Below are 26,751 nucleotides of genomic sequence, written 5' to 3'. Positions count from 1 at the left end.
GATGGAGGAGGGGCTCGGGAGTGGGATCCGGGCCCCTCCTTCCACGTCAGGCCGCTTGGACGTCCCCGGTGGCCGGGCTGTGGAACCTGGCGAGGAAACGGCGGCAGGCTTCGACATCGAGCTCGTCGCACCGCCACGCGACGTGGCCGTCGGGCCGGATGACGTACAGCGCCTGGGAATCCGGTTCGGTCAGGCCGTAGTGCTCGAACACCTGCGCCGAGTCGGCCTGGTGCACGCGGTCGTCAGGACGTGCCTCGACCCGCGTGACGAGGTGCGTGGAGACACCGAGGGTGCCGAGCGCGTCGGTGTGCTCGGTGATCTCGGCGGTCGTGAGGTGCCTGCGGGACAACGCGACCACGTGCAGCTGGTAGCCCTGCAACAGGTCGAACACCTGCTCGCGGGCGTTGATCCGGGCGTCCGGGGCGCGGTGGCCGGCGAGCGGGCCCCGGAGCGAGTAGAGCAGCTCGTTGACGTTGATGTCGCTCGGCCGGTAGCCCAGGCTCAGCTGGGACAGGCGGTGGAACGACTTGCGGTGCGGCAGCGGTGCGGCCGACATGCGTCCGACCAGGAACGGTCCCGCGGTGTCGCGCAGCCACGCCTTCCACCCGCTCAGGCCCGCCGCGACGCGGTAGAGGCGGTCGGTGAACTCCAGCAGCTGCAGACCGGCCGGGTGGCGTTCGGCGTCGTAGGTGTCGAGCAGGTTCGCGTCGGCGCCGCGGAGAACGGCGGCGAGCTTCCACGCCAGGTTGGCCGCGTCGTGCAGGCCGGTGTTCATGCCCTGACCGCCCGCCGGGGAGTGGATGTGCGCGGCGTCGCCGACGACGAAACCCCTGCCACTGCGGTAACTGTCGACGCCCTTGAGGTGGACCTGGTAGCGACTGGTCCAGGTCGGGGCGCTGAGCGTGACCGGCAGGCGCATGGCCTCGCGCAGCTCCGCCTGGAGGACGTCGAGGTCGAACGGCGTCTGGGGGTCGCCGAAGTCGGTGACCATGACACGGGAGTTCTCCGCTCCCTTGAGCGGCAGGAACAGGCCGATGCGGGTGCCGTTCATGAAGACGCGGAAGTGCGCATGGTCGAGCGGCCACTCGACCCTGCAGTCTGCCAAGAGGTAGCGCTGGCCGTACTTGTCGCCGTCGAAGCGCAGCCCGAGCTGCTGACGGACCGTGCTGTGGGCGCCGTCCGCGCCGACGACGTACTGAGCGGTGACGGTCCTGCCGCCGAGCAGCGCCGTGACGGCGTCCTCGGTCTGGTGGAGCTGGGTGAGCCGGGTGCCGCGCCGGACCGCGACGCCGTGCCGCGCGAGGTCCCGCAGCAGCAGTTCCTCCACTTCGGACTGCGGCGCCATGAGGATGAACTGGTACGGCGTGGTCGCCGCCTTCGCCCGGTCGAAGTCGAGGCCGCCGACGTGCTTTCCCTTGATGTGGAAGCGGATCCCGGTGGTGACGACGCCCCGGCGGAGCAGCTCGTCGGCCAGTCCGATGCCGCGGAACAGCTCGACGGTGCGGGCCTGGACGGCGAACGCCCTCGACTCCGTCGCGGGACCGTCGCCGGCGTCGACGACGCAGACCTTGACGCCCTGCCGGACCAGCAGCGCCGCCGTCATCAGGCCGCTCGGCCCTGCGCCGACGACCAGCACGTCGCAGTCGTAGCGGGGCAACCGCCTCGGTGCCTCCGCCCGGGGTTTCGGCGGACGGCCGGCCGGGCGGTTCTTCGCTTTGCCGAGCCGGGTGACGAACCCGCTGCCGGGACGCGCGGTGACCGGCGGCAGCGGGGTACCGGTGAACCGTCCCCACAGCCGGCGGGTGACGAGGACCAGCACCGTGACGACGGCGATGACGAGCAGGCCCACGGCTACTCCCCCGCCGGCAGGGTGCTGGACATGCGCAGGAACTGCTGGCGCAGCGGACCTTCCACGAGCGGCTGGACCGCGCGGACGAACTCGTGGACGTACGGCTGCGCGACGTGCTTCTCCAGGTCCTGCCTCGACCGGAACATCTCGTAGATCACGAACTGCGACCGGTCCGCGCGGTCGCGGTGCACGTGGAACTCGATCGAGCCCTCTTCGGCGCGCAACGGCTCGACCAGCCCGAGGATCAGCCGCTCGACCTCGTCCTCGTGTCCCGGCTTGGCCTTGCAGAACCCCAGGTGCGCGTAAGGGCCGGTCTCGCCGGCGTCCGGCTCGGGCAGGACGGGTCGCGCGTCGCTCATCAGGTCTCCTGAAGTTGCTCAACGGATGGTGAATTCACCATCGCAGCGAGCGAGCACGCGGTCCCAGCGCGAGTCCCAGCCAGCGGGACCGCCATCACGCGAAAGGGCTCGGACACCCACCGGTGTCCGAGCCCTTCGAAGTGCGGTCGATCAGGCGCCGAAGAAGACCTCGGCCTCTTCGTAGCGCTCGGTCGGCACCGTCTTGAGCTCGGCCGTCGCCTCCGACAGCTTCACGCGGACGATGTCCGTGCCGCGCAGCGCGACCATGGTGCCGAAGTCACCGGCGGCGACGGCGTCGACGGCGTGCAGGCCGAAGCGGGTCGCCAGGACGCGGTCGTAGGCGGTCGGCGTGCCACCGCGCTGGATGTGGCCGAGGATGGCCGCGCGGGACTCCTTGCCGGTGCGGTCCGCGATCTCCTCCGCGAGCCACTGGCCGACGCCACCGAGGCGGACGTGGCCGAAGGCGTCGCGTTCACCGGAGTGCAGCACCTCGGCGCCGTCCTCGGGCATCGCGCCCTCGGCGACGACGATGATCGGCGCGAACTCGCTCTCGAAGCGGCGCTCGACCCAGTCGACGACCTTGTCGACGTTGAAGGGGCGCTCGGGCACGAGGATGACGTTCGCGCCACCGGCGAGACCGGAGTGCAGCGCGATCCAGCCCGCGTGACGGCCCATGACCTCGACGACGAGCGCGCGGTGGTGCGACTCGGCCGTGGTGCGCAGGCGGTCGATGGCCTCGGTGGCGATGTGGACGGCCGTGTCGAAGCCGAACGTGTAGTCCGTGGCGCCCAGGTCGTTGTCGATCGTCTTCGGCACGCCCACGACGCCGATGCCGTCGTCGGTGAGGCGCTTGGCGACACCGAGGGTGTCCTCGCCGCCGATCGCGATGATGGCGTCGATCTGGTTCGCCGCGATGGTCTCGCGGATGCGGTCGACACCGCCCTCGACCTTGTAGGGGTTCGTGCGCGACGAGCCCAGGATCGTGCCACCGCGGGTCAGGATCTCCTCGACGTCCGCGAGGTCGATCGACTTGGTGAGGTTCTCGATCGGGCCCTGCCACCCGTTGCGGAACCCGACGATCTCCCAGCCGTGTGCCTTGATGCCCTTGCGGACCACGGCCCGGATCACGGCGTTCAGACCGGGGCAGTCACCACCGCCAGTGAGCACACCGATGCGCATCTGCTTCCCCATCTCTCGTGTTCTGTGTCACGCAGACTTTCACGAGCTGTATCGGTGCAGCAACGGGGGGTCTCACTTATCGGACGGGAAACCCGATTTTCCGGCGGTGTTCCTCGATCACCCTCCACCGCGCGAGGTTGTGCCGCGCGTCGGCGAGGGCGTCGTGGGCGTCGGCGGGAGGGGCCGGCAGCTTGGGGCGGCCGACGTCGTCCCAGCGCTGACGCAGGTCGCGGGTGAAGCGGGGCAACGAGCGCGGCAACGCCGGCATCGCACCCCACAGCTGGGCCAGCGCGACGTGGTCGTAGGCGGCGAACCACGCCCACAGCTCGACCTCGTCACGGGCGGCGTTGCGCGCGCCGAGGAAGTCGAGCAGGTCCTCGCGGATGCGGTCGCGGCTGCGCCACGCCTTGTCCGCGGGCGAGGGGAGCTGGTTGAGGACGTTCTGCCGCACCCACGGGCCGGCGCGCTCGGGGTCGAACTCGGTGGAGACGGCGTAGAACTCGCGGCCTTCCTCGTCGACCACACCGATCGACACGAGGTCGATCGTCACCCCGTCCTCGATGAACTCACAGTCGTAGAAGAACCGCACCGCGACACCCTAGGCGGCCGCTCAGCCCGCCTTCTTCTCGGGCACCCGGTCGGCCTTCTTCCCCTGCACCGGCACGTCGGCGGTCTGCTCCTTGACCTTCGACGCGTAGACGTCGACGTACTCCTGGCCGGACAGCTCCATCAGCGCGTACATGATCTCGTCGGTGATCGACCGCAGCACGAACCTGTCGCCGGACAGGCCCTCGTAGCGGGAGAAGTCGAGCGGCTTGCCGATCTTGATCCGGATCGGGTGCGGCTTCCACATGCGCGAGCCGATGGGGTTCGCCTTGTCCGTGCCGAACATCGCCACGGGGATGACCGGCGCGCCGGACTCCAGCGCGATCCACGCGACACCGACCTTGCCCTTGTACAGGCGCGCGTCGGGCGAACGGGTGCCCTCGGGGTAGATGCCGAGGAGCTTGCCCTCGCGCACGATCCGCACACCGGTGTCGAGGGCCCCTTGCGCGGCGGACGCGCTGGACCGGTCGATCGGCACCTGGCCGACACCGGAGAAGAACCACTTCTGCAGCTTGCCCTTGAGACCCGTGCCGGTGAAGTACTCGATCTTGGCGGGGAAGGTGACGCGCCGCGACAGCATCAGCGGCAGGAAGAAGGAGTCGGAGACGGCGAGGTGGTTGCTCGCCAGGATCGCTCCGCCGTCCTTCGGGATGTTCTCGGCTCCCTCGATGATCTTGGGCTGGAAGAACAGCCGCAGGATCGGTCCCAGGAGGACGTGCTTCATCAACCAGTACAGCACAGCGGGAAGCGCCTCCCTAGACACGAACCTTGATCCCGGCGACCAGCCTACGGAGCCGACGGCACCTCACACAACGAATCCCGGGTTCGGTCGTCACGGCGTACTGAGATGTGTCCCGAAGATGGTGCCCCGAGATGGTGACTGAGCCGACTGCCGTACGCCGCAACACTCCGCCGTCGTGCAACGATGTGGGGTCAGAGGGTGCGGCACGTGGAGAGGCTCTGGATGAACGCCCGGCGCGACTCGACCGACGGCCCCGAGAACGTCGACGAGCTCTTTGCCGAGATCGTCGCGGGTCTCGAACGGGACGGCGTCGGCAAGGACTGGCTCGACCTCGACGAGGCACGTCAGGAGACCGTCCACCACGACGTACCCGAGGACGTGGTCGACGACGTCGCACCGGAACCCGAGGACGAGCCCGAACGCCGGAGCCGGGACGACGAGGACCACTACGTCCCGCCGGAGCCGCCGCCGTTCCCGGTGCTGCGCGCCTCCACGCTCGCGGCGCTCGGCCTGTTCGTGCTGGGCATCGTCCTGCTGGTCGCCCCCGGCCTCTTCGGGCTGCAGCCGCGCATCGGCACCCCGTTGTCGCTCGTGGCGCTCTGCGCGGGCGTCGGCTGGCTGATCCTGCGCATGCGCAACACCCCGCCGCCGGACTCCGGATGGGACGACGGCGCTCAGGTGTGACGCGCCGTGACCCGAGTGGTAACGACGTGATAACGGCCACTCACACCTTCAGATAACGATCGGGTCGTGCCTACCGTGTCGGGCATGGACCAGATGCAGCACCTGATGATGGCCCGTGCCATGGCGACCCTGACCAAGAAGGACGCGGAGCGCGCCCAGCGCCGCCGCCCGCGCATCCTGCGCCTGCTCGGCCGCTAGTCCGCCCGACGTGAGCGTTCGCGGCGAGCGAACATCCCCGATCCGCTCGCCGCGAACCCCGGCTTCAGCCCTTCTTCTTCAGGGCTCCGGGCTTGTGGACCGCGTCCCGGCCGCTCTTCGCGCTCTCGACCCGGTACTGCGGCTCCTCCTCCGAGGCCTTGACCTTGCGGCCCGCGGCCTCCTCCTCCGTGGTGATCTCCTCCTTGACCTCCCCGTGCGTCGTCGAGCCGTGGCTGGACCACTCGACCTCGTCGCCGGGCTTGAAAGGGTGCTTGGCCATGGTCGCGGGGTACCCCGACCGGACTAGTCAATCCGGCCAGGTGGAGGAAGCATGAGCGACGATCGGGACCAGATTCGCAAGGACTTCGGCGACGCGGTCACCATGACCGCCTCGAAGCTGGAGAAGTGGCTCGGCACCGACGAGTCGAAGCAGGTCGGCGACAAGTCGTCCGGCGAGTCGACCGGGCACGCGTCAGGCCGGCGGATCGTCGAGCTGCTGCGGAAGAAGCGCGACGACCTCACCGACGACGACTACCAGCACATGCGCAAGGTCGTCGGCTACGTCCACCGGCACCTCGCCCAGCGGCCGGACGGCGACGTCGAGGACAGCCGCTGGCGCTACTCGCTGATGAACTGGGGCCACGACCCGGTGGAGAGCTAGGACCGGCGGGAGTTGTTCTCGGTCAGGGACGCCGCCACCTCGCGGGCCAGCGTCGCCGCGCCCACGATGCCGGCGTCGTCGCCGAGCTGCGCGGTCCGGATCCGCGCCAGCGGCCGGTGGCCCGCGCCGGTGACGACCGAGGCGTAGTGCTCGCGGGCGTCGTCGAGGAACAGCGGCGCCGACGTCGACACCCCGCCCCCGATGACGATCACCTCGGGGTCGTAGACGTCGGCGACCAGCGCCAGGCCCTCGCCGAGCCAGCGGGCCAGGTCGGCCATCGCGCGCTGGGCCAGCGGGTCGCCGTCCCTGGCCGCTCCCGCCACCCGCCGTCCGGTCACCGCGCGCGAGTCGCCGGCGGCCTCACGGGCCAGCACGGTCGAGACGCCGGGGTGCTTGGCCAGCAGTTCCACCGCGGTGGCCGACAGGGCCGTGCCACTGCAGTAGCGCTCCCAGCAGCCGTTCTTGCCACACGGGCAAGGGCGGCCGTTCGGGACGACGCGCAGGTGGCCGAGTTCGGGAGCGACGCCGTGCGCGCCGCGGAAGACCTCGCCGTTCAGCAGCAGTGCGGCGCCGATGCCCGTGCCGATGGCGACCAGTACGGCCGTGTGTGCGCCACGGGCGGCACCGAAGCGGTGTTCGGCGAGAGCGGCGGCGTTCGCGTCGTGCTCCAGGACGACGGGCATGCCGAGGCGGTCGCTCATGCGTTCTGCGACGTTCACCTGCCGCCACGCCAGGTGGGGCGCGAAACGGACCGTGCGGCGGTCCGAGGCGATGAAGCCCGCCACTGCGAGACCGACGGCGTTGACCGTGTGCCGGTCCGCCACCTCCTCCACGGCGGCGACGATCGCGTCCTCGAGGGCGCGTTCACTTGCGGGCGTCGGCGCGCGTGAGGTGTCGAGCACCGAGCCACGCGCGTCCACGACACCCGCGCGCACGCTGGTGCCCCCGATGTCCACTCCGACGGTCAGCACTAGTCCGTCTTCCTCACGACCTTGATGTGCTGCACGCGCTGACCCGCGTCCGTAGCGGGCTCCTCGGCGGGTCCCGGCGGCGTGCCGGGTTCGCTCAGGGCGGCCCGCAGCACCGCGATCAGGCCCGCGGCGTGCTCGGCGGCCTTCGCGGCCAGCTCGGAGCGGTCGCCGCGCAGCAGCGCCACGCCGTTGCACAACGGGCACCAGCCGCACGTCTCGGGCGTGTGCGAGCCGTCGCCCGCCTCGGCGACGCGCTGCAGCCACGGCTGCACCCGCTCGGCGGCCGTGTCGAGGAGCAGCCGCAGCTCCTCGGCGAGCTTGCCGGTGTCGCCGGCGTTGTTCTGGGTCATCTCGAGCTCCTGGTCAGCGCCGGGTCAACGCCACAGCGACGGGTCGGGGCGGAACCCCACCGTCACGCCGGCCGAGTCCATCTCGGCGCCGGTCACGATGCAGCGCCTCAGCAACGACGGCAGCGCCACGAGCCTGCGCCTGCCGTCGACGGTCAGGGCGAGGTCGTCCTCCACCCGCGCCAGGTCGAGCTCCGTGTCGTCGGCCAGCGGCAACGCGATCCGCAGCGAGTACCGGGCGTCGAGCCCGCGCCCGCCGCCCGACACCTCCAGCAGCGACCCCTGGGCACCAGGAGGCACCGCGGCCCCCGGCGACGGGTCGGAGTCGCCGTAGAGCTGCGCGGCGACCTCCAGCAGCGCCGGCACGCCGACGGGCTCGGACGCGCGGTGGTCGACCGTGCGGATCTCCCCGATCCCGGTCAGCTCCGCCAGCACCGCGTCCTGCTCCTGGCGACGGGTCCGCAGCCACGACGCCGCCGCACCGCGCGCGGCACCCGGCGAGGGCACCAGCCGGTTCGCGATCACGCTGTCGACGCGGATGCCCTGCAACGCCAGCGCGGTCAGGGTGCGCCGGGTCTCGGCGGCGACCACGCGTTCCGGTGTCAGCACCAGCCGCACCGAGCACGACGCCGGGTCCGCGAGCATCGAGCGCAACGCGTCCAGGCGTTCGGCCAACCTGCTCAGCGCGTCCGCCGTCGCGTCCCACTTCTCGACGGTCCCGGTGCCCGCGACGCCCGCCAGGAGGCCGCGCACGACGCGCCGGTGGGTCGGGAAGAGCCGTTCCAGGTAGCCCGCGAACGCCTCGGGCAGCGACAGCAGCCGCAACGTCTCGGCGGTCGGCCCGCAGTCGACGACCACGACCTCCCACGGCCCGGACACGGCGAGCCGCCGCACCTCCGCCAGCGCGAGGAGCTCCTCGACGCCGGGCAGCACGGTCAGCTCCTCCGCGTCGAGCTCGTCGACGCCGGCGCCGGCGAGCACGGTGCGCAGATGACCGCGCAGATCGCCCCACGCCTCGTCGACGAGTCCGCGCGGGTCGATCTGGCAGGCGAAGAGGCCGCCGAGGGATGCCCCAGCGGTGTCCACTTCGGACGGAGAGGCGCCCAGGCGGACGTCGAGGGCGTCGCCGAGCGAGTGCGCGGGATCGGTGGAGACCACGAGCGCCTTGCGACCACTGGCCGCGAGGGAGGCCGCCGTCGCGGCGGCCAGTGTCGTCTTGCCGACCCCGCCCTTGCCGGTGAAGAGCAGGACCTGGCTCAAGCCGCCTTCTCCGCGCGCTTCTTGAGCTCCTTGAGCGCGGTGTCCAGGATCATCTTCTCCGCCTTGCGGCGGAACAGGCCGATCATCGGGATCACCAGCTGCACCGAGAGCGTGTAGGTGACCTTGGTGCCGGTGCCGGAGGGCTCCAGCACGTAGCTGCCGTGCTGCGACTTCTGCATGGTGCCCTTGACGAGGTCCCACCGCACCGACAGACCGTCGGCGGACCAGTCGTACCTCAGGGTGTACTCGTCCTTGACGGGCCCCTGGTCGATCGCGAACCGGACCTGGTCGGCACGGCCGTCCTCACCGGTGCCGAGGACCTCGACCTCCTTCATCCCGTTCGCCCAGTCCGGGTACGACGGGAAGTCAGCGATGATCGCCATGATCTTCTCAGGCGGCGCGTCGATGACGATGGACTGAGTGGACTCGTCGGCCATGTGTGAGGAGGTTACTCGCGTCTTTACCAGTTGAGGACGTGAGGCTTGCCGCTGCGCTGGAAGTGCCCGGCGTTGATGCACTCGGTGTAGCCGATGCGCACACGTCTGGCCAGCGGCTGGTGCACGTGCCCGAACACCGACCAGCGCGGCCGTTCGCTCACGATCTTGTCCAGCGCGGGCCGCGACCCCCACTCCGCCCGGCGCGCGACGACGTCGTACGTCAGCTCCGGAACCAGCGGCGGGATGTGCGTGCACAGGACGTCGACCCGTCCCATCCGCTCCAGCGCCGACGCCATGTCCTGCTCCGTGCGCAGGTACGGGAACCACGGCGCGTCGGGGTTGCGGACCGCCCCCGGCATCATCAGCCCGCCGCCCGCGAAGCCGAACCGCAGCCCGCCGATCTCGGTCGACTCGCCGTCGAGGACGTGCACGCCGGTACCCGCGAACCGCGGCCACAGGTGCGGACTGTCCACATTGCCCGGTGTCACGTACGTCGGCGCGGACATCGCCGAGAACAACGCGTCGTACTGCTCCAGCACCGCTTCTTCCACGACGGAACGCGCGTCCGCGAGACCGGCCCACAGCGACCGGATGTAGCTCGCGGTGTCGGCGCGCCGGGTGCCGCGCCGCATCTCCGCGAGGACCCCGACCTTCTCCGGCCCGAAGACGCGGCCGAGGATTCCCCCGGAGTGGTCGTGGTAGTCGATGAAGTCGATCAGGTCGCCGAGCACGACGAGGGCGTCCGCGCCCTCACCGGCGCGCGCGAGCGCCTCCGCGTTGCCATGCACATCGGAAACCACATGAACCCGCACGGTTCCAACTTAGTTGACGGCCCGGCAGGATCACGCGTGCGGCGGGCAGCCGGCGGGACGGCCGTCCTCCAGCACGAGCTTGAGGCCCAGTGCGACGGACTTCGCGTCGAGCTGGCGGCGTTGCACCTCCCGGCGCGCGTGGCGCGGCGTGAGCGACCCGGCCGGCGGATCAGCGCGGAGGAAGTAGTGCAGCACGGTGCCGTCGAGCACGGGCTCGAGCCAGATCTCCATCGTGCCGACGAGCGCGCCGCCGACCGTCCAGCGCAGTCCCTCGTCCCCGCGGTTCGCGTAGACGTCGAGCTCGAGATCGGGCCAGAACCGCCGCCACGACTCCGGCGCGGCGAACGCTGCGGCGACCACGCCGGGTGGCACCGCCAGGAAAGTCTCGTCAACGACATCGACGCTGGCCATGGGGACAAAAGGTAACGGAAGGGCGTACCAACCTTTGTATCGCCGGAATCACACGCTAAGTTTCCCCACCAGTAACAAAACACCGTACGGAGGTTGACGTGCGCGAGTTCAGCGTCCCCGCCACCGCCGAAGTGGCTCCGGAGGAGAACCTCACCGACATGGTGTGGGCCAACGCGGAACGCTTCGGCAACGCCGTCAGCTTCCGCAGGCAGGTCGACGGCACCTGGGTGGACATCACGGCGCGTGATTTCGCCGCGCAGGTCATGGCTGTCGCCAAGGGCCTGGTCGCGGCCGGTCTCGAGCTGGGCGACCGGATCGGTCTGGTGTCCAAGACCCGCTACGAGTGGTCGTTGCTCGACTTCGCCATCTGGGCGGCGGGCGGCGTCGTCGTGCCGATCTACGAGACGTCGTCGGCGGACCAGGTCGAGTGGATCCTGTCCGACTCGGGCGCCAGGGCGGTCTTCGTCGAGGCGTCCTCGCACCGCGCGCTGGTCGACGACGTCGTCGACAAGCTGCCCGAGCTGCGCCACGTGTGGCAGATCGAGGGAGCGGCCGCCGCTGTCGACGAGCTGACCGCGCTGGGCGCCGAGATCACCGACGAGCAGGTGCACGAGCGCCGCGCGCAGGCGAAGGCCGAGCACACGGCCACGCTCGTCTACACGTCCGGCACCACGGGCCGCCCCAAGGGCTGCACGCTGACGCACCGCAACCTGCTGTCCGAGGTGCGGTCGGCGCTGTCGCGGTTCCCCGAGATCCTCACCGCGGGCAACTCGCTGCTGCTGTTCCTGCCGCTCGCGCACATCCTGGCGCGTGCACTGGCGCTGGCGTGCGTCTACTCGCGCGTGACGCTGGGCCACACCGCGGACGTGAAGAACCTCGTCGACGACCTCGGCCAGTTCCGCCCGACGTTCGTCGTCGCGGTGCCGCGGGTGTTCGAGAAGGTCTACAACGGCGCGAAGCAGAAGGCGCACGCCGGCGGCAAGGGCAAGATCTTCGACGCCGCCGAGGCCACCTCGGTCGCGTACTCGAGCGCCCTGGACGACGGCGGGCCCGGTCTCGGCCTGCGGATCAAGCACGCGGTGTTCGACAAGCTGGTGTTCGCGAAGCTGCGCGCGGCGCTGGGTGGCCGTGCGATGGCGGCGGTGTCCGGTGGCGCGCCGCTGGGTGACCGGCTGTCGCACTTCTTCCGCGGCGCGGGCATCCCCGTGTACGAGGGCTACGGCCTGACGGAGACGTCGGCGGCGGCGTGCGTGACGTTCCGCGGCCAGGAGAAGGTCGGCACGGTCGGCCTGCCGGTGCCGGGCACGTCGGTGCGGATCGCCGAGGACGGCGAGATCCTCGTCAAGGGCGACATCGTGTTCACCGGCTACTGGAACAACGAGGCCGCCACCAAGGAGGCACTCGAGGACGGCTGGTTCCACACCGGGGACATCGGCGAGCTCGACGAGGACGGCTACCTGCAGATCACGGGCCGCAAGAAGGAGATCATCGTCACCGCCGGTGGCAAGAACGTCTCCCCCGCGCAGCTCGAGGACCGCATCCGGGCGCACCCGCTGATCTCGCAGTGCATGGTGGTCGGCGACAAGCAGCCGTTCATCGGCGCGCTGATCACGATCGACCCGGAGTTCTTCCCGTCGTGGAAGGAGTCGCACGGCAAGCCGGAGTCGGCGGAGGTCCCGGACCTGATCGAGGACCCGGACCTGATCGCCGAGATCCAGGCCGTGGTCGACGAGGCGAACAAGTCGGTGTCGAAGGCGGAGGCGATCCGCAGGTTCCGCGTGCTGCCGGTGGACTTCACCGAGGCGGGCGGCGAGATGACGCCGTCGCTGAAGCTGAAGCGGTCGGTCGTGGCGTCGACCTACGCGTCGGACATCGACGCGATCTACGCCAAGTAGTCCCCCGGAGTACGCGAAAGGCCCAGGAGCTGAGAGAGAGCTCCTGGGCCTTCCGACCCCCAGCGATCGTGATCCGCGGAGAATCCGCCGAACCCGAGAAGTTGTTGCCCCGGCCCCCCGACCGGGACATGAGCAAGATTGCCGTACGGCGCTGACGTTTCGCTGACGCGTCGATGTCACTCCGCGACAGCACGCCAATAGGCTGTCGGGCAGAGGGGGATCATCCGGCGATCACGAGGGGAAGGCAATGGCTCCGGGTCCGCAGTTCCGGCTGCTCGGCCCGATGGAAGTGCGCCTGGACGGCGTGTCGGTGGTGCTCCGCGCGGGCAAGCACAGAGCGTTGCTGGCGGCGTTGCTGCTGCGGCCGAACCGCGTCGTCCCCGTGACGGAACTGGTCGAGCACGTGTGGGGTGACACGCCCCCCGCACGCACGCGTGGCGCGGTGCAGACGTACGTCATGCGGTTGCGTGCGGCGCTGGGCGACCCGTCGCTGATCCAGACCGCCGCCGACGGCTACCGCATGCGCGTCGACCCGCTGGCCGTGGACGTGCACCGGTTCGCCGGCGCGGCTGCCCGCGGACGTGCCGCCGTCGCCTCCGACGACCCGGTCACCGCGCGGAAAGCGTTTGCCGAGGCGTTGGAGCTGTGGCGCGGCCCGGTGCTGTCGGACGTGCCGTCGGAGACGTTGTACGCCGAGCACGCGCCCCGGCTGACCGAGCTGCTGATGACGGTGCACGAGCAGCGGCTGGACGTGGAGCTCGCGCTGGGCAACCACGCGGACCTCCTGCCGGAGCTGTTCGCGCTGACCCGCGACCACCCGTTGCGCGAGCGGTTCTGGGCCCAGCTGATGATCGCGCTGTACCGCAGCAGCAGGCAGGCGGAGGCGCTGGAGGCGTTCCGGCAGCTCGACCGGACGCTCGACGAGCAGCTGGGCATCGACCCGTCCGCCGAGCTGCGGTCGTTGCACCAGGCGATCCTGGTGGGAGCGCCGGAGCTCGCGGCGCCCGTGCTGGCGCGGGAGCCGGAACGCGCGCCCGCGACGCCGATGCGGCTGCCGGACGACATCGCGGACTTCACCGGTCGCGCCCGGCACGTGGAGCGGGTCTCTGGGCTGCTCACGGGCGGGTCGGTGCCGATCGTGACGCTGGCGGGACAACCGGGCGTGGGCAAGACGACGCTGGCGGTGCACGTGGCGCACCTGCTGCGCGACCGGTTCCCCGACGGGCAGCTGTACGTCGACCTGCGCGGGTACGCCCTGGGACCCCCGGCTGACGGAATGGACGTGCTGTCGCGGTTCCTGCGGGCGCTGGGGGTGCCGCCGGACGAGATCCCGGCCGACGCGGACGAGCAGAGCACGATGCTGCGGTCGTTGCTGTCGGGCCGGCGGATGCTGCTGGTGCTGGACAACGCCTCCGCGCCGGACCAGGTGCGCCCGCTGCTGCCGGGGACGGCGTCGTGCCGCGTGGTCGTGACGTCGCGCGACGACCTGCGCGGGCTGATCGCGATGAACGGCGCACGGACCGTGCCGGTGGACGTGTTCTCGCCTCCGGAGTCGGCCGCGTTGCTCACCACCCTGCTCGGGCCGGGCGACCACGCGGAGCTGGCCGACCGGTGCGGACACCTGCCGCTGGCGCTGCGGGTGGCGGCGGCGTACCTGGCCGGGCGCGACGACGTGACGATCTCGGGCTCGCCGATCGAGCTGGCCTACGCCGCCCTGCCACCCGTGGCGCAGCGGTTGTTCCGGCTGCTGTCGATGGTGCCCGGACCGGACTTCACGGCGGAGGCGGCCTCGGCGCTGGCCGACGTGGACGCCGAGGGCCTGCTGACGGTGCTGGAGATCGCGCGCCTGGTGGTGTCCTCCGCACCGGGCCGCTACCGGTTCCACGACGAGCTGGTGCGCTACGCCGCCGCGTTGTGCGAGAAGTCGGACAGCCCGGCCGAGCAGGAGCTGGCGTGGACGGCCCTGCTGAACCACTACCTGCGCGGCGTCGAGCGCTGCGCCGAACTGCTCTACCCCGGCATCGTGCGGCTGCCGACGACCCCGGAGGGCCCGCCCCCGCGCATCGCCGGCGCGGACGACGCCCTGGTGTGGCTCGACGCGGAACGCCCGAACCTGGCCGCCGCCATCAGGCACGCCGCCGAGCACGGCCCGGCGCCGATGGCGTGGCAGCTGGCCGACGCGCTGCGCGGCTACCTGTGGATCGGCCAGCACGTGGGCGAGTGGCTCGCGACGGCCCGCCACGCCCTCGCCGCGGCCCAGGCGTGCGCGCACCGCCCGGCCGAGGCGGCGATGCACGCGAACCTCGGCACGCTGTACCTGCGGCTCGGCGAGTACGCGCTGTCGGTGGAGCACCACGACCACGCGATCGAGCTGTACCGGGAGCTGGGCGACAAGGACGCGGAGGCGAGCGTGCTCAACAACCTCAGCCTCGTGCGCCGCCGCTCGGGAGAGCTGGGCCTGGCCAAGGAGGCCCTGGTGCGCTGCCTGGCGATGCTGCGCTCGGCCGACAGCGTCAGCACCGGCCTGTACAACCTCGGCCAGCTCTCGATCGAGCTCGGCGAGGTCGACGGCGCGGTCGAGCACTTCTCCCAGGCCCTGGCCCTGGCCCCCAACGCCGACAGCCACGCCTACCTCGGCATGGCCCTGCGCCTGCAGGGCAGGCTGGTCGAGGCCCGCGCACACCTCGACCGTGCCCTGGAGCTCGGCAACGTCCCCGCCGGTGACGCCGAGGCCCTGGACAACCTGGCCGCCCTGGAGCTCGCGGAGGGCAACCCGGAGGCCGCGCTGTCGTTCGCCTCCCGCGCCCTGGCGCTCGTGGCCGACGGCGGCGACCCGCAGGTGGCGACGTCGGTGCGGATCACGCTCGGCGAGGTCCGCCGTGCCCTGTCCGAGCCGGAGGTGGCCGCGGCGCAGTTCGAGCAGGCCCTGGCGACGGCGCGGCGGATCGGCTACGCCTCGGGTGAGGTGCGGGCGTTGATCAGCCTGGCCGTGGTGTGGCGGGAGCTCTCCCGTTTTTCGGAGTCCCAGGCGGCGGCTGAGCAGGCGGTGCGGCGCAGCGCGGAGTTAGGGCTGCGCGCCCTGGAGAACCGGGCTCGCGAACTCGCTGATCGGGTTCGTTGATATCCGATATATCGGATATCAACACTCTTGGCGATGCCGCACGCCGACATCTCGCACACCAGGCTCCGCAGCAGCGCCCGTACTGATATATCGGATATCGCACTCCGGTGGCGCGTCGCTGATATATCGCATATCGCCACGCCAGGGCTGCTCTCAGGCCGATATATTATCTCGAGTGACAACGTTGTCATCGACTAAGCCGATATCCAATACATCGCATACCGGCGCTCATCCAGGGACCAGACGGCGATATATCGGCCGGACCGAAGTTCAGCCGATATATCGCGTATGGGATATCGATCGGCGTGACCTCGGTCAGCCGATCAGGCCTTCGAGGCGGTGTGCGAGCTGGTCCCACCGCCAGTGGTCGCTCACCCACTCCCGCCCGGCGCGGCCCATCTTCACGGCCGTGCCGGGGTCGGCCAGCAGCGCGCCGACCTTCGCGGCGACGTCCTCGACGTCGCGGCCGTCGACGACGTTGCCGGTGGTGCCGTTGAGCACGGTCTCCGGCGCGCCGCCGGAGCGGCCGGCCACCACGGGCAGTCCGGTCGCCGAGGCCTCCAGGTAGACGATGCCGAGCCCTTCGACGTCGAGGCCGCGGCCGCGGGTGCGACACGGCATCGCGAACACGTCACCGGCGTTGTAGTGCGCGGGCAATTCCTCCCACGGCACCGACCCGGTCAGCACGACGTCGCGGTTGCCGTCCGCCAGCTTCTCCAGCGTTCCCCGGTACGGTCCGCCGCCGACGATCAGCAGCGCTGCGTCCGGCACCGAACGCTGGATCAGCGGCAGCGCGCGGATCAGGATGTCCTGGCCCTTGCGCGGCACGAGCCGTGACACGCACACGATCACCGGCCGGTCGCCCAGGCCGTAGCGGCGGCGGATCTCGGCGCGGGCGGCGGGGTCCGGGCGGTACGCCTCGGTGTCCACACCGGACGGCAGGTGTTCCAGCGCCGCCATCGCGCCGAACGCCGCCGCGAACCGCGACCGCGTGTACTTGCTGACGTACGTCACGACGTCCACACCGGACCCGATGGCCCGCAAGGCCTGGCGCGCCACCGGCAGCATCGACCAGCCGACCTCGTGCCCGTGCGTGGAGGCGACCGAGCGGCTCAGCCCGAGCGACGGCGCCAGCAACGCGAGCGGTGCCGCGGCGCCGAACCACGCGGCCTCGCACGACTCGGCGCGGGCGATGTCGCGGGCACGGGAGAGGACGTCCGGCGTCGGCAGCATCAGCGACGTGGGGTGCCGCACCACCGGGAACGGCTGCCGCGCGTCGAACTCCTCCGCGCCCTTCCACTTCGGCGCGTAGACGACGAGGGAGTCCGTGGGCAGCCGTGTCGCCAAAGCGTGCAGGTAGGCCTGGATGCCACCGGGGCGGGGCGGGAAGTCGTTGGTCACCAGCAAGGTTCGGCGCACCCGGCAACGCTATCCGATGCTGGTTCCCAGAAACGCGCGCCAGCCCGCGACGCCGACCTCGCCCGGGTCCACAGCGGACGTCGACGCGTGCCGCAGGAAGAAGTCCACGACGCCCCGCTCCCCCAGCGCCGACTCCAGGTAGACCATGATCGAGTACGCCTGCTGGTAGGCGAGGTCGCGGCCGGGGCCGCCGAAGTCGGTGGGCAACGCCGAGACGTCCGGGGTGAGCAACGGCGCGGCCTGGCGCAGCGACAGCCCCAGGCCGTGGAACGCCACCCAGTCCGCGAACCCCTCCACCAGCCACAGCGGAGCCGAGTCCGACGTGAGGTCGCGCGTCGCCACGTGCGTGATCTCGTGCCGCAGCAGCACCCTCAGCTCGAGGTCCGACAACGCCGCCGCGCGCACCCGGTTGAGGACCACCCGCTGCCCGGACCCGTCGCGGATCGCGATCCCGGCCATGTCCGCGAACGCCGGCCCGACGAGCGACACCAGCTCCGGCTCCGACGCCGGGACGACGACGTCGGCCCGCTTCACCCAGGCGATCTTCGTCGAGCCGATATCCACTATATCGGCGACACCGCGCACCGACTCGTCCAGCAACGCCGACGCCCGCGCCGCCAGCTCTCCGTCGCAAGAACTGCTGGTCACCGTGCCTGAGACCGTCGTCAGCACGGCTTTTTTGCACTCGACGTTTTCGGTCGGCCGCAACTCAACGGGCCGTGTTGCAACGGTCAGGCCCAGCAGGAACGTCATGGCGACCGTGATCGCCAGCAACGCCCGGAGGTGCTTCACCGGCGCAACGCTAACCCTCGACGCGCCGGATGACCGCGATCGGTCCGATGGCGTCGATGGGCGCGATCTTCACCGGCTGACCCTCGGTCGAGGCGTGGACGGCGCGTGTGTTGTCGACCGCCATGGCGACGTGCGAGCGGCTCGCGTAGTAGACGATCAGGTCTCCGGCGCGGACCTCGCCGCGCCCCACCGCACGCCCGACGGTGGCCTGTCCCCCGGACGTGCGCGGGATCGAGACACCGGCCGCCGCGTAGGCCTTCATCGTCAGGCCGGCGCAGTCCCACGACCGGGGGCCGGTGCCGCCGTAGCGGTAGTCGTCACCGCGGCGTGCCAGGGCGAACGCGAGCGCGAGCCCGGCCACCCCCGCGGGCACGCTGACCGCCGACCGGTCACCCGGATCGCTCAGCTTCGCGGCGACGGGGGGTGGCAGGCGCGTCAGCGCCGTCCGCACCTGGTCGATCTGTGTCTGCAGCGCGCGGCTGCGCCCGTCGAGGTCGGCCTTCAGCTGTTCGGCCGACGCGGCGGCCTCGGCGGCACGGGCGCGCGCGGTCTCCGCCACCTGGTGCGCCTGACGGGCCTTCTCGACCGCGCTGGACAGCCGGGCCAGCGACTCGGCCCTGTCGGTCGCGAGGATCCGCATCATCTCCAGGCGGTTCAGGAAGTCCTGCTGCGAGTCCGCGACGAGCAGCGCCGACAGCTGGTTGAACCGGGCGCCCTCGAAGGACGCCTGGGTGATGAGGTCGACCTGGCCGCGGAAGTCGTTCTCGTCGGTCTTGGCCTGCCGTTCGATCTGCTGCGCGGCCGAGACCGTCGCGCTCGCGCGGTCGAGCTCGGCGCGGCGCTGGACGAGGTCCTCCTGCGCGCGCAGCACTTCCTCGTTGAGCTTCGTCGCCTGCGCCGTCAGGTCGGCGTACGCGCGCGCGGGATCCGCAGGTTGAGCGGCTGTGGACACGGCCGGGGTGGCCGCGAGCAACATGACGACAACCAGGACACCGCGGGTGAGCTTGAGCGACATGTGGTCGCCGATCCCCTTCGCCAGAACAAGACCGCCAAGATCGACGGCGTCAGGCTACCGGGTGGTCAAACACGCCCGAGACGGGCCAGCAACACGGCGGACGGCACCGGGTGCGCGCCACGGCGGCGCACTGAGTCCGCGACCGCGCGATCCGACGTCACCACCACCACGGGCCGGCCCTCGGGCTCCGCGGTGACCAGCGCGCGGATCACGTCATCGGCCAGGACACCGGGGTCGCTGAAGAGCACGCGCACGCCTCGAGGGGCCGCTGCGGGGACGGCCACCACCCCCGCGCCGTCGAACACCAACGTCACCTCGGCACCCGTGCGCGCGGCGAGCACCGCGAGCTGGTGCACGAGCCGGTCGCGCTGGTCCGACAACGACAGCTCCGGATAACCGGTCTTCGTGACGTTGTAGCCGTCCACCACCAGGTGCACCGCGGGCAACGCCAGCAGCCGGTCGAGCGCCGCGGGGTCCTCGACGCGTCCCACGGTCCCCTGCGACGCGCTGGCGCCCCGCACGAGATCGGCCGGACGGGGCCCGGAGCCGCCGAGGGCCAGCTCGCGGCGCAGTCCCGTCACGGCGCCGTCGAGGGTGTCCACGAGCAACGCGAGCCGCACCTCGTCGGCCTGCCGGGCCTCGCGCGCGGACTGGCGCGCCACCTCGGCGTCCGCGATGGCCCGCTGCGCCTTGCCTCGCTCGGTCTCGGCACGTTCCCGCTCGCGGTCGCGTTCGGCGGTGAGGCGTTTGACCTCGTCGGCGGTGCGTTCGCGGATCTTGTCCACCTCGGCGGCGGCGGCCTGCGCCGCGTCCTTGGCCTCGCGCAGCTTCACGCCCTGCTCGCGCAACCGCTTGCGCAGGCGTTCGAGCTCGATCTCGGCGTCGGCGCGGACGCGTTCGGCGACGCTGCCGAGCTGGCTGCGTTCGGCCCGCAACCGCTCCAGCTCGCCTTCCATCCGCTCCGCGCGCATCACGGCCGCGTCGCGCTCGGCCCGCAGCGTCGCGTCACCCACGCGCCGCGACACCAGCTCCACGTAGTGCGGCGCGACCTCGTCACCGGTCAGCACCGCCGCGGCGGCCGCCGTCAGCGGGTCCGGCGCGGTCACCTCCAGCGTCGACGGCCGGTTCTTGCGCAACCACTCCACGACGGCGGTGCGGAAGTTCGGGGAGTCCCTCAGGCCCGCCACGACCTGGGCCCCGCCCAGCCGCGCGCGTTTGGTCGGGGCGAACTTCGCCACCGGACGCAGGTGCTGCGGCACGTCGACCTTCGCCATCTCGCCCAGCGCGTCCGCGCCCAGCTCCGCGAGCCTCATCCGCAACGGCTCCGGCAGAGCCGACCAGTCCACTGAGGACTCTCCGGAGGTCTCGCCCGCGGACTCACCTGCCTCGTCGGCGGGCTGGTCGATCTCGGGCTCGGGCATCGGGTCGGGCACCCCCACAGGCTAGAGCCCCCGCGCTCGAGCAGCGCACGGACATCTCCGCACGTGGCAACAACGATCCGGACAAGATCAGCACAGACCACCCCAATGGAGCAGCGGCAGGTCAGGGCACCTCAGAAGGATCACCGACGAAAATTGTCAGACCCCGTCGCTACCGTCAGCGCCGTGACCGGACAACTGTCCTTCGACGAGCTCGGGACGCCTTTGCGCGACACGACCTTCGTCGTCTTCGACCTGGAGACGACGGGTGGCAGCGCCGAGGAGGACGCCGTCACCGAGATCGGCGCGGTGAAGATCCGGGCGGGCCAGGTCCTCGGCGAGTTCGCCACGCTCGTCGACCCCGAACGAGGCATCCCGCCCGTGGTCGCGCAGCTGACCGGCATCACGCAGCTGATGGTCACGGGCGCGCCCACCATGCGGACGGTGCTGCCCGCGTTCCTGGAGTTCGCCGCCGGAGCGGTGCTGGTCGCGCACAACTCGGGCTTCGACATCGGCTTCATGAAGGCGGCCTGCGAGCGCCACGGCTACCGGTGGCCCAAACCACCGGTGGTGTGCACGGTGAAGCTGGCGCGGCGCGTGCTGAGCCGCGACGAGGCCCCGTCCTGCCGCCTGTCCGCGCTCTCCGACCTGTTCCGCACGTCGACCAAGCCCACGCACCGCGCTCTGTCCGACGCCCGCACGACCGTCGAGGTGCTGCACGCCCTGCTCGAACGCGTCGGCAACGTCGGCGTGCACTCCCTCGAGGAGCTGCTGGCGTACCTGCCGGAGGTCACCCCGGAACAGCGCCGCAAGCGCTCCCTCGCCTCCCACCTGCCGTCCAAGCCGGGCGTGTACCTCTTCCGCGGCCCGAACGAGGAGGTGCTCTACGTCGGCACGGCCTCCGACCTGCGCCGCCGGGTCCGCCAGTACTTCACCGCCAGCGAGGGCCGCCGCAGGCTGCGCGAGATGGTCGCGCTGGCGGTCCGCGTGGACGCCGTGGAGTGCGCCCACCCGCTCGAGGCCGAAGTGCGCGAGCTCCGCCTCTTACGCGCACACCGCCCCGCCTACAACCGCCGCTCCAAGAACCCGCACCACGCCTGGTGGCTGGTCCTCACCGACGAGGCGTTCCCGCGCCTGTCCCTGGTCAGGAACCCCAAGGACGGCGCGCTGGGCCCCTTCCGCACCCGCCACGCGGCCGAGTCGGTGGCCGACGCCCTGCTGGACGCCGTCCCCCTGCGCTCCTGCAAGATCAAGATTCCGGCGACGAACCAGCGGGCCTCCCCCTGCGCCCTGGCCGAGCTGGGCCGCTGCCAGGCCCCGTGCGCGGGCCACCAGAGCGTCGACGAGTACGCCCCCGCGGTCGTCGCGGTGCGGGACCTGGTCGTCGGCCGCAGCACCGACCCGTTGCGCACCCTCATCACCCAGCTGAGCGGCCTGGCCTCGGAGGAACGCTTCGAGGAGGCCGCCCGCCGCCGCGACCGGCTGGCAGGCCTCGTCCGTTCCCTGGACCGGGCCCAGCGCCTGGCCGCCCTCGCCGCGCTGCCGCAGCTCGTGGCGGCCCGCCCGGACCGCGAAGGTGGCTGGGAGTTCTCCGTCGTCCGCTACGGCCGGCTGGCCTCCGCCGGGGTGGCCCCCCGCGGCACCCGCCCGATGCCCGTGGTCGACGCGCTCGTCGCCTCCGCGGAGACCGTCGTGCCGACCGCCGGCCCACTGCGAGGCGCACCGCCCGAGGAGGCGGGGGTGGTCCTGCGCTGGCTCGACCAGCCCGGCACCCGCCTCGTGTACGCGGACGAGCCGTGGTCGTCCCCCGCCGGCGCCGCCGCGGCCTGGGTGCCGTGGGCCGAACAGGCCGCGGGAGCCCGCCCGATCCACGACCACTGGAACTGACCCGCCGACCCACGCCGTGGATCACCGGGTAGGGCAGACTACGGGTGCTTGAGACACCGGAGCCCAGACCCGAGGAGGACGCCGTGGTCACCGCCATCGTGCTGATCCAGGCCGCCGCCGAACGCATTCCCGAGGCCGCGCAGGAGATCGCCGACATCGACGGAGTCACGGAGGTGTACTCCTGCGCGGGCGACGTCGACCTGATCGCCCTGGTGCGGGTCAGCAAGCACGAGGACCTCGCCGCGCTGGTCCCCGGCAGGATCAGCAAGGTCGAGGGCGTGCTCAACACCGACACGCACATCGCGTTCCGCAGCTACTCGAAGCGCGACGACGAGGCCGCGTTCGCCATCGGCCTGGACGACGCCCAGTAAAAGCCGCTGACATGCCAAAAGGCCCCCGTGGGAGTCCACGGGGGCCTTTCGCGGTTCTGACGAGGATCAGGCCTTCGGGTCGGAAGGCCTGCCCGCGAGCTCGCCCGACTTGTTCTCGGCGCTGATCTCCTCGGACACGTGCCTCTTCGCACGCGCGTTCTCCAGGGCCACGGTCTCCTCGACCGGGTCCGGCGACCACGTGCTGCCCGCGACCGGGTGACCGGCCGAGCCGAGCTTGTTCATCTTCTTCGGCACCGACGTGCCCTGGTAGGCGAGCGGGATCGGGTGGCCGTGGTCGTCCACCGGGCCGAGCGGCTGGTGGACCTCGATGAACTCGCCGTGCGGCAGGCGCTTGATGATGCCGGTCTCGACACCGTGCTCGAGCACCTCGCGGTCACCGCGCTGCAGGCCGATGCAGATGCGGTAGGCGACGAAGTACGCGATCGGCGGCAGGACCAGCATGCCGATGCGGCCCATCCACGTCGTCAAGTTCAGCGAGATGTCGAACTTGTACGCGAAGATGTCGTTGCCGCCCATGAGCAGCAGGACCATGAAGTACGTGATCGCCATCCAGCCGAGCGCGGTGCGGACGGGCACGTCGCGCGGGCGCTGCAGCAGGTTGTGGTGCGCGTAGTCCTTGGTCATCTTCCGCTCGATCCACGGGTAGACCGCCGCGATGCCGGTCAGCAGCGGCAGACCGAGGATGAACGGCAGGAACGGCGCCGGGATCGTGTAGTTGCCCAGGTAGAACTCCCACGCGGGCCAGATGCGGACCAGGCCGTCGGTCCAGCCCATGTACCAGTCGGGCTGCGAGCCGGCGGAGACCTGCGCGGGGTTGTACGGGCCGAAGTTCCAGATCGGGTTGATCTGGAAGACGCCGCCCATGATCGCGATGACACCCACGACGATGGCGAAGAAGCCACCGCCCTTCGCGGCGAACACCGGCATGATGCGGACGCCGACGACGTTGGTCTCCTTGCGGCCCACGCCCGGGAACTGCGTGTGCTTCTGGTACCAGACCAGCGCGAGGTGCGCCGCGATCAGGCCGAGGATGATGGCCGGGATCAGCAGGATGTGCGCGGTGTAGAGCATCGGGATGATGTCCGTGCCGGGGAACTCCCCGCCGAACATCAGCCAGTTCAGCCACGTGCCGATGACCGGGAACGAGATCAGCAGCGCCGCCATGACGCGGAGACCGGTGCCCGAGAGCAGGTCGTCCGGCAGCGAGTAGCCGAGGAAGCCCTCGATCGCGCCGAGCATGAACAGCACGATGCCGATGACCCAGTTGATCTCACGCGGCTTGCGGAACGCGCCGGTGAAGAAGATCCGGAACATGTGCACGACGATCGCCGCCATGAACAGCAGCGCCGCCCAGTGGTGCACCTGGCGGACGAACAGGCCACCGCGCGTCTCGAACGAGATGTCGAGCGTGGACGCGAACGCCCGCGACATCTCGATGCCGCGCAGGTTCTCGAACGCGCCGTTGTAGGTGACCTCGGTCATCGACGGGTCGAAGAACAACGCCAGGTACGTACCCGACAGCAGCAGCACGATGAAGCTGTACAGCGCGATCTCACCGAGCAGGAACGACCAGTGCGTCGGGAAGACCTTGTTGAGCTGTTTGCGCAGGCCGGAGGCCGGGTGGAACCGCTCGTCGGCAGCGTTGGCCGCCGCCCCTGCGACGCGCGCGGCGGCGTTGGCCGGCTTCGTCGGCGTGGTGATGGCACTCATGACTTCCGCTCCCAGAACGCCGGACCCACAGCCTCGATGAAGTCGCTGCGGGCTACCAAGTATCCGTCTTCGTCCACCGTGATCGGAAGCTGCGGCAGGGGACGGGTGGCCGGACCGAACCGCGGCTTGGCGTATTCGAAGACGTCGAACTGCGACTGGTGGCACGGGCAGAGCAGCAGACCGGTCTGCTGCTCGAACAGCGAGGTCGGGCAACCGAGGTGCGTGCAGATCTTCGAGTACGCGTACAGGTCACCGTAGTTGAAGTCTTCCTGGCCTGCCCGCTTGGTGATCGGCTGGTTCGGCCGCATGCGGATGAGCATGACCGGCGCGTCGGCGCGCTTGAGGGCCGCCACCAGGGCGTGCTCGTCGTCGCGCTCGGACTCGCGGAACGGGAAGACCGTCTCGAAGCCGCCCGGCTCGACGTCCTCGGGACGCACCAGGGAGACCTCGTGGAAGTTGCCGGTGTGGCGGCGGAGGTAGACCTTCTCGCCCTTTTCGGCCTTCCAGCCGGTGTGCCAGAGCGAGTTCTTGGTCTCGCTGTCGGAGTGCGGGTTCTTGATGAGCGCGCCCAGCGGGACGGCCGCCACACCCAGGCCCAGCACGCCGGCTCCGAGGCCCGCTGTGCGCTTGATCAGGCTGCGTCGGCCGATGCCGCTGCGCTCACCCGCGTCGGCGAGCTCCGCGACCAGCGTGGCGCGGTCGACCTCGGCCGACGCGCCGTCGTGGCGCTGCTGCACCGCGAGCTCGTCCGGGATGAACTTCTTGGTGTAGAGCAGCGCGCCGACGCCCAGGCCGGTCACCGACAGGCCCAGGAACAGGCCGATCAGCGGGTTGTACAGCATGTGCAGCAGGTGGCCGTCGCTGTGCGGGGCCTCGTACTGCCACGGCCAGAACAGGAACACGCCGAGGAAGGCGAGACCCGACAGCGCGGAGATCATGAACCACAGCGCGACCACGCGCTGCGCACGACGCTCGGCGCGGGTGCCGGGGACCGGCCACTTGTCCTCGTAGTGGACGAGCTCGACGCCGTCCATCCTCGTGCCGAGCTTGACGAGGTCGTCCCGGCTCATCTCCGCGAGCTCTGCCTCGCTGGGCAGCTCGACCGGCTTGTCGCCGCTCATGCCTTGGCTCCGATCCAAAGGGTCACGCCGATGAGCGCGGCGATTCCCACGATGAACGCGATCAAGCCCTCGGACACGGGTCCGAGCCCACCCAGGGGGGCACCGCCGGAGTTGTTGTTCCCGTCGGTGACCGACTTGACGTACGCGATGATGTCCTTCTTCTCGTCCGGCGTGAGCTGGCGCTCGCCGAACTTCGGCATGTTCTGCGGGCCGCTCAGCATCGCCGTGTAGATCTGCTCCTCGGCCACCCCGTCGAGCTCCGGCGCGAACTTGCCGGACGACAGCGCGCCGCCACGCCCCGTGAAGTTGTGGCAGCTGGCGCAGTTGAGGCGGAAGAGCTCGCCACCGCGCGCCGGGTTGTCGCCGCGCAGGGCCTCACCGGACTCGGAGGGCTTCTTCGGGCCCTCTCCGCCGTTGGCCGTGATGTAGGCCATCAACGCGTTGATCTCCTCGGGGGAGAGCTTCGCGGGCTTGCGGATGGCCTGCGCCTCCTGCCGCGCCAGGGGCATGCGGCCGGAGGAAGTCTGGAAGTAGACCGCGGCGTCGCCGACGCCGACGAGGCTCGGACCGCGGTCCTTGACACCCTCGAGCGACCTGCCGTGGCAGCTCATGCAGGTGTTCAGGTAGATCTGCTCACCCTGGCGGACCAGAGCGTCGTCCTGCTGCGCCTGGGCGGTCTGCGCCTGCGGCGCGAAGGCGGCGAACAGCAAGCCGGCGCTCAGCAGGCCGAAGCCCAGCGCGAGCAGTCCGGCGACCCGGCGGCGCAGTTTGGTGCGGGCGCCGCGGGGGCGTTTCGTCGTGGTGGTCATGGTGTGCGGCAACCCTTGCTGTCAGTTCGGGAGCTCGTGTCTTTAGCTGTGTGCCGACCAGGTCAGGGCACGATGTAGATGACGGCGAACAGGCCGATCCACACGACGTCGACGAAGTGCCAGTAGTACGACACGACGATCGCCGAGGTGGCCTGCGCCGGCGTGAACTTGCTGAGCTTCGTCCGGATCAGCAGGTAGACGAACGCGATCAGACCGCCGATGACGTGCAGGCCGTGGAAGCCCGTGGTCAGGTAGAAGACGGTGCCGTAGGCGGACGACGGGATCGTCGTGCCCTCGTGGACCAGGTGGTAGTACTCACCCGCCTGGCCACCGACGAAGATCGCGCCCATGATCAGCGTCACGATGTACCAGCGACGAAGACCGAAGACGTCACCCCGCTCCGCCGCGAAGACGCCCCACTGACAAGTGAAGGACGACGCGACCAGGATGATCGTGAAGAACGACGCATAGGGGACGTTGAGCTCAGTAGGCGCTGGTGGCCAGTGCCCCGTGTCGTTCTGGGCCTTCACCGTGAAGAACATGGCGAAGAGGCCAGCGAAGAACATGAGCTCGCTGGACAGCCAGACGATCGTGCCGACGCTGACCATGTTCGGGCGGTTCAGCGAGTGCACGCGCTGGCCGATTGAAGGCGCTGC

The 26,751-nt window shown here is 70.8% G+C and carries 26 protein-coding genes; 6 read left to right on the top strand and 20 right to left on the bottom strand.

Annotated features, from left to right (window positions below):
* Positions 1–46: 46 nt before the first annotated feature.
* From VM306_RS33495 to VM306_RS33475, 5 genes are all read right to left on the bottom strand, one after another.
* Entirely contained in the window at positions 47–1,849 is a 1,803-nt protein-coding gene (locus tag VM306_RS33495) for an FAD-dependent oxidoreductase (protein ID WP_325522045.1), read from the bottom strand.
* 2 nt (positions 1,850–1,851) lie between these two features.
* Positions 1,852–2,208, bottom strand: a complete 357-nt coding sequence (locus tag VM306_RS33490) for a putative quinol monooxygenase (RefSeq protein ID WP_325522043.1) — start codon at positions 2,206–2,208, stop codon at positions 1,852–1,854.
* Positions 2,209–2,358: 150 nt separating this feature from the next.
* The gene (locus tag VM306_RS33485) at positions 2,359–3,387 is read right to left on the bottom strand and encodes a 6-phosphofructokinase (protein WP_325522077.1); all 1,029 of its coding nucleotides are present in this window, start codon (positions 3,385–3,387) and stop codon (positions 2,359–2,361) included.
* 76 nt (positions 3,388–3,463) lie between these two features.
* Complete coding sequence (locus VM306_RS33480) at positions 3,464–3,976, bottom strand: polyadenylate-specific 3'-exoribonuclease AS (protein ID WP_325522041.1); 513 nt, start codon at positions 3,974–3,976, stop codon at positions 3,464–3,466.
* 21 nt (positions 3,977–3,997) lie between these two features.
* A complete protein-coding gene (locus VM306_RS33475) occupies positions 3,998–4,732 on the bottom strand; it encodes a lysophospholipid acyltransferase family protein (protein WP_325522039.1) in 735 nt (244 codons plus the stop codon).
* Positions 4,733–4,942: 210 nt separating this feature from the next.
* Here VM306_RS33475 and VM306_RS33470 point away from each other — a divergent pair, with 210 nt between their 5' ends.
* Positions 4,943–5,419, top strand: coding sequence for a hypothetical protein (locus tag VM306_RS33470; RefSeq protein ID WP_325522037.1), 477 nt, complete (start codon positions 4,943–4,945; stop codon positions 5,417–5,419).
* Between the two features lie 262 nt (positions 5,420–5,681).
* Here VM306_RS33470 and VM306_RS33465 read toward each other — a convergent pair whose 3' ends face one another.
* Entirely contained in the window at positions 5,682–5,897 is a 216-nt protein-coding gene (locus VM306_RS33465; protein WP_325522035.1) for a DUF2945 domain-containing protein, read from the bottom strand.
* Between the two features lie 51 nt (positions 5,898–5,948).
* Between VM306_RS33465 and VM306_RS33460 the strand changes: the two genes are divergently transcribed.
* The gene (locus VM306_RS33460; RefSeq protein ID WP_325522033.1) at positions 5,949–6,278 is read left to right on the top strand and encodes a DUF3140 domain-containing protein; all 330 of its coding nucleotides are present in this window, start codon (positions 5,949–5,951) and stop codon (positions 6,276–6,278) included.
* Here VM306_RS33460 and VM306_RS33455 read toward each other — a convergent pair.
* The 6 genes from VM306_RS33455 to VM306_RS33430 are packed head-to-tail and all read right to left on the bottom strand — an operon-like array spanning position 6,275 to position 10,516.
* Positions 6,275–7,234: an ROK family glucokinase gene (locus VM306_RS33455; RefSeq protein WP_414672481.1), complete on the bottom strand. Its 960-nt coding sequence runs from the start codon at positions 7,232–7,234 to the stop codon at positions 6,275–6,277. The two genes, VM306_RS33460 and VM306_RS33455, sit on opposite strands and share 4 nt — an antisense overlap.
* Before the next feature lie 14 nt (positions 7,235–7,248).
* A complete protein-coding gene (locus VM306_RS33450; protein WP_325522029.1) occupies positions 7,249–7,599 on the bottom strand; it encodes a hypothetical protein in 351 nt (116 codons plus the stop codon).
* Between the two features lie 24 nt (positions 7,600–7,623).
* Complete coding sequence (locus tag VM306_RS33445) at positions 7,624–8,856, bottom strand: ArsA family ATPase (protein ID WP_325522027.1); 1,233 nt, start codon at positions 8,854–8,856, stop codon at positions 7,624–7,626.
* Complete coding sequence (locus VM306_RS33440; RefSeq protein WP_325522024.1) at positions 8,853–9,293, bottom strand: SRPBCC family protein; 441 nt, start codon at positions 9,291–9,293, stop codon at positions 8,853–8,855. The genes VM306_RS33445 and VM306_RS33440 overlap by 4 nt, the downstream gene beginning before the upstream one ends.
* Before the next feature lie 23 nt (positions 9,294–9,316).
* The gene (locus VM306_RS33435; protein WP_325522022.1) at positions 9,317–10,105 is read right to left on the bottom strand and encodes a metallophosphoesterase family protein; all 789 of its coding nucleotides are present in this window, start codon (positions 10,103–10,105) and stop codon (positions 9,317–9,319) included.
* 30 nt (positions 10,106–10,135) lie between these two features.
* Complete coding sequence (locus VM306_RS33430; RefSeq protein WP_325522020.1) at positions 10,136–10,516, bottom strand: polyketide cyclase / dehydrase and lipid transport; 381 nt, start codon at positions 10,514–10,516, stop codon at positions 10,136–10,138.
* A gap of 98 nt (positions 10,517–10,614) precedes the next feature.
* Here VM306_RS33430 and VM306_RS33425 point away from each other — a divergent pair, with 98 nt between their 5' ends.
* Positions 10,615–12,411 (top strand): long-chain fatty acid--CoA ligase, encoded by a 1,797-nt coding sequence (locus VM306_RS33425; protein ID WP_325522018.1) that lies wholly within the window; start codon positions 10,615–10,617, stop codon positions 12,409–12,411.
* 247 nt (positions 12,412–12,658) lie between these two features.
* Positions 12,659–15,532: an AfsR/SARP family transcriptional regulator gene (locus VM306_RS33420; protein WP_325522016.1), complete on the top strand. Its 2,874-nt coding sequence runs from the start codon at positions 12,659–12,661 to the stop codon at positions 15,530–15,532.
* Positions 15,533–15,847: 315 nt separating this feature from the next.
* On the opposite strand, the gene VM306_RS33415 is transcribed toward VM306_RS33420, so the two are convergent.
* The 4 genes from VM306_RS33415 to VM306_RS33400 all read right to left on the bottom strand — a co-directional run bounded on the left by VM306_RS33415 (position 15,848) and on the right by VM306_RS33400 (position 20,179).
* Positions 15,848–16,951 (bottom strand): glycosyltransferase family 4 protein, encoded by a 1,104-nt coding sequence (locus VM306_RS33415; RefSeq protein WP_325522014.1) that lies wholly within the window; start codon positions 16,949–16,951, stop codon positions 15,848–15,850.
* Positions 16,952–16,960: 9 nt separating this feature from the next.
* Positions 16,961–17,743: a hypothetical protein gene (locus VM306_RS33410; RefSeq protein ID WP_325522012.1), complete on the bottom strand. Its 783-nt coding sequence runs from the start codon at positions 17,741–17,743 to the stop codon at positions 16,961–16,963.
* Between the two features lie 10 nt (positions 17,744–17,753).
* A complete protein-coding gene (locus VM306_RS33405) occupies positions 17,754–18,758 on the bottom strand; it encodes an NlpC/P60 family protein (protein WP_325522010.1) in 1,005 nt (334 codons plus the stop codon).
* Between the two features lie 65 nt (positions 18,759–18,823).
* Positions 18,824–20,179, bottom strand: a complete 1,356-nt coding sequence (locus tag VM306_RS33400) for an NYN domain-containing protein (protein WP_414672480.1) — start codon at positions 20,177–20,179, stop codon at positions 18,824–18,826.
* A gap of 183 nt (positions 20,180–20,362) precedes the next feature.
* On the opposite strand from VM306_RS33400, the gene VM306_RS33395 reads away from it, so the two are divergent.
* Together VM306_RS33395 and VM306_RS33390 are read left to right on the top strand one after the other, a co-directional pair.
* Positions 20,363–22,063, top strand: a complete 1,701-nt coding sequence (locus VM306_RS33395) for a DEDD exonuclease domain-containing protein (RefSeq protein WP_325522009.1) — start codon at positions 20,363–20,365, stop codon at positions 22,061–22,063.
* Between the two features lie 83 nt (positions 22,064–22,146).
* Positions 22,147–22,434 (top strand): Lrp/AsnC ligand binding domain-containing protein, encoded by a 288-nt coding sequence (locus VM306_RS33390; RefSeq protein ID WP_325522007.1) that lies wholly within the window; start codon positions 22,147–22,149, stop codon positions 22,432–22,434.
* Positions 22,435–22,500: 66 nt separating this feature from the next.
* Here VM306_RS33390 and VM306_RS33385 read toward each other — a convergent pair whose 3' ends face one another.
* From VM306_RS33385 to VM306_RS33370, 4 genes are all read right to left on the bottom strand, one after another.
* The gene (locus VM306_RS33385; RefSeq protein ID WP_325522005.1) at positions 22,501–24,165 is read right to left on the bottom strand and encodes a cytochrome bc complex cytochrome b subunit; all 1,665 of its coding nucleotides are present in this window, start codon (positions 24,163–24,165) and stop codon (positions 22,501–22,503) included.
* Complete coding sequence (locus tag VM306_RS33380) at positions 24,162–25,286, bottom strand: ubiquinol-cytochrome c reductase iron-sulfur subunit (RefSeq protein ID WP_325522003.1); 1,125 nt, start codon at positions 25,284–25,286, stop codon at positions 24,162–24,164. Before VM306_RS33380 ends, VM306_RS33385 begins: the two co-directional genes overlap by 4 nt.
* Positions 25,283–26,095: a c-type cytochrome gene (locus VM306_RS33375; RefSeq protein ID WP_325522001.1), complete on the bottom strand. Its 813-nt coding sequence runs from the start codon at positions 26,093–26,095 to the stop codon at positions 25,283–25,285. The genes VM306_RS33380 and VM306_RS33375 overlap by 4 nt, the downstream gene beginning before the upstream one ends.
* A gap of 62 nt (positions 26,096–26,157) precedes the next feature.
* The coding region (locus VM306_RS33370; protein ID WP_325521999.1) for a heme-copper oxidase subunit III at positions 26,158–26,751 on the bottom strand (594 nt) is incomplete at its 5' end.

The organism is Lentzea sp. (assembly GCF_035525475.1).
GTDB lineage: Bacteria > Actinomycetota > Actinomycetes > Mycobacteriales > Pseudonocardiaceae > Lentzea.
Note: the sequence above shows the minus strand (reverse complement) of the source record. Positions and strands in the feature narration are given on the sequence as shown.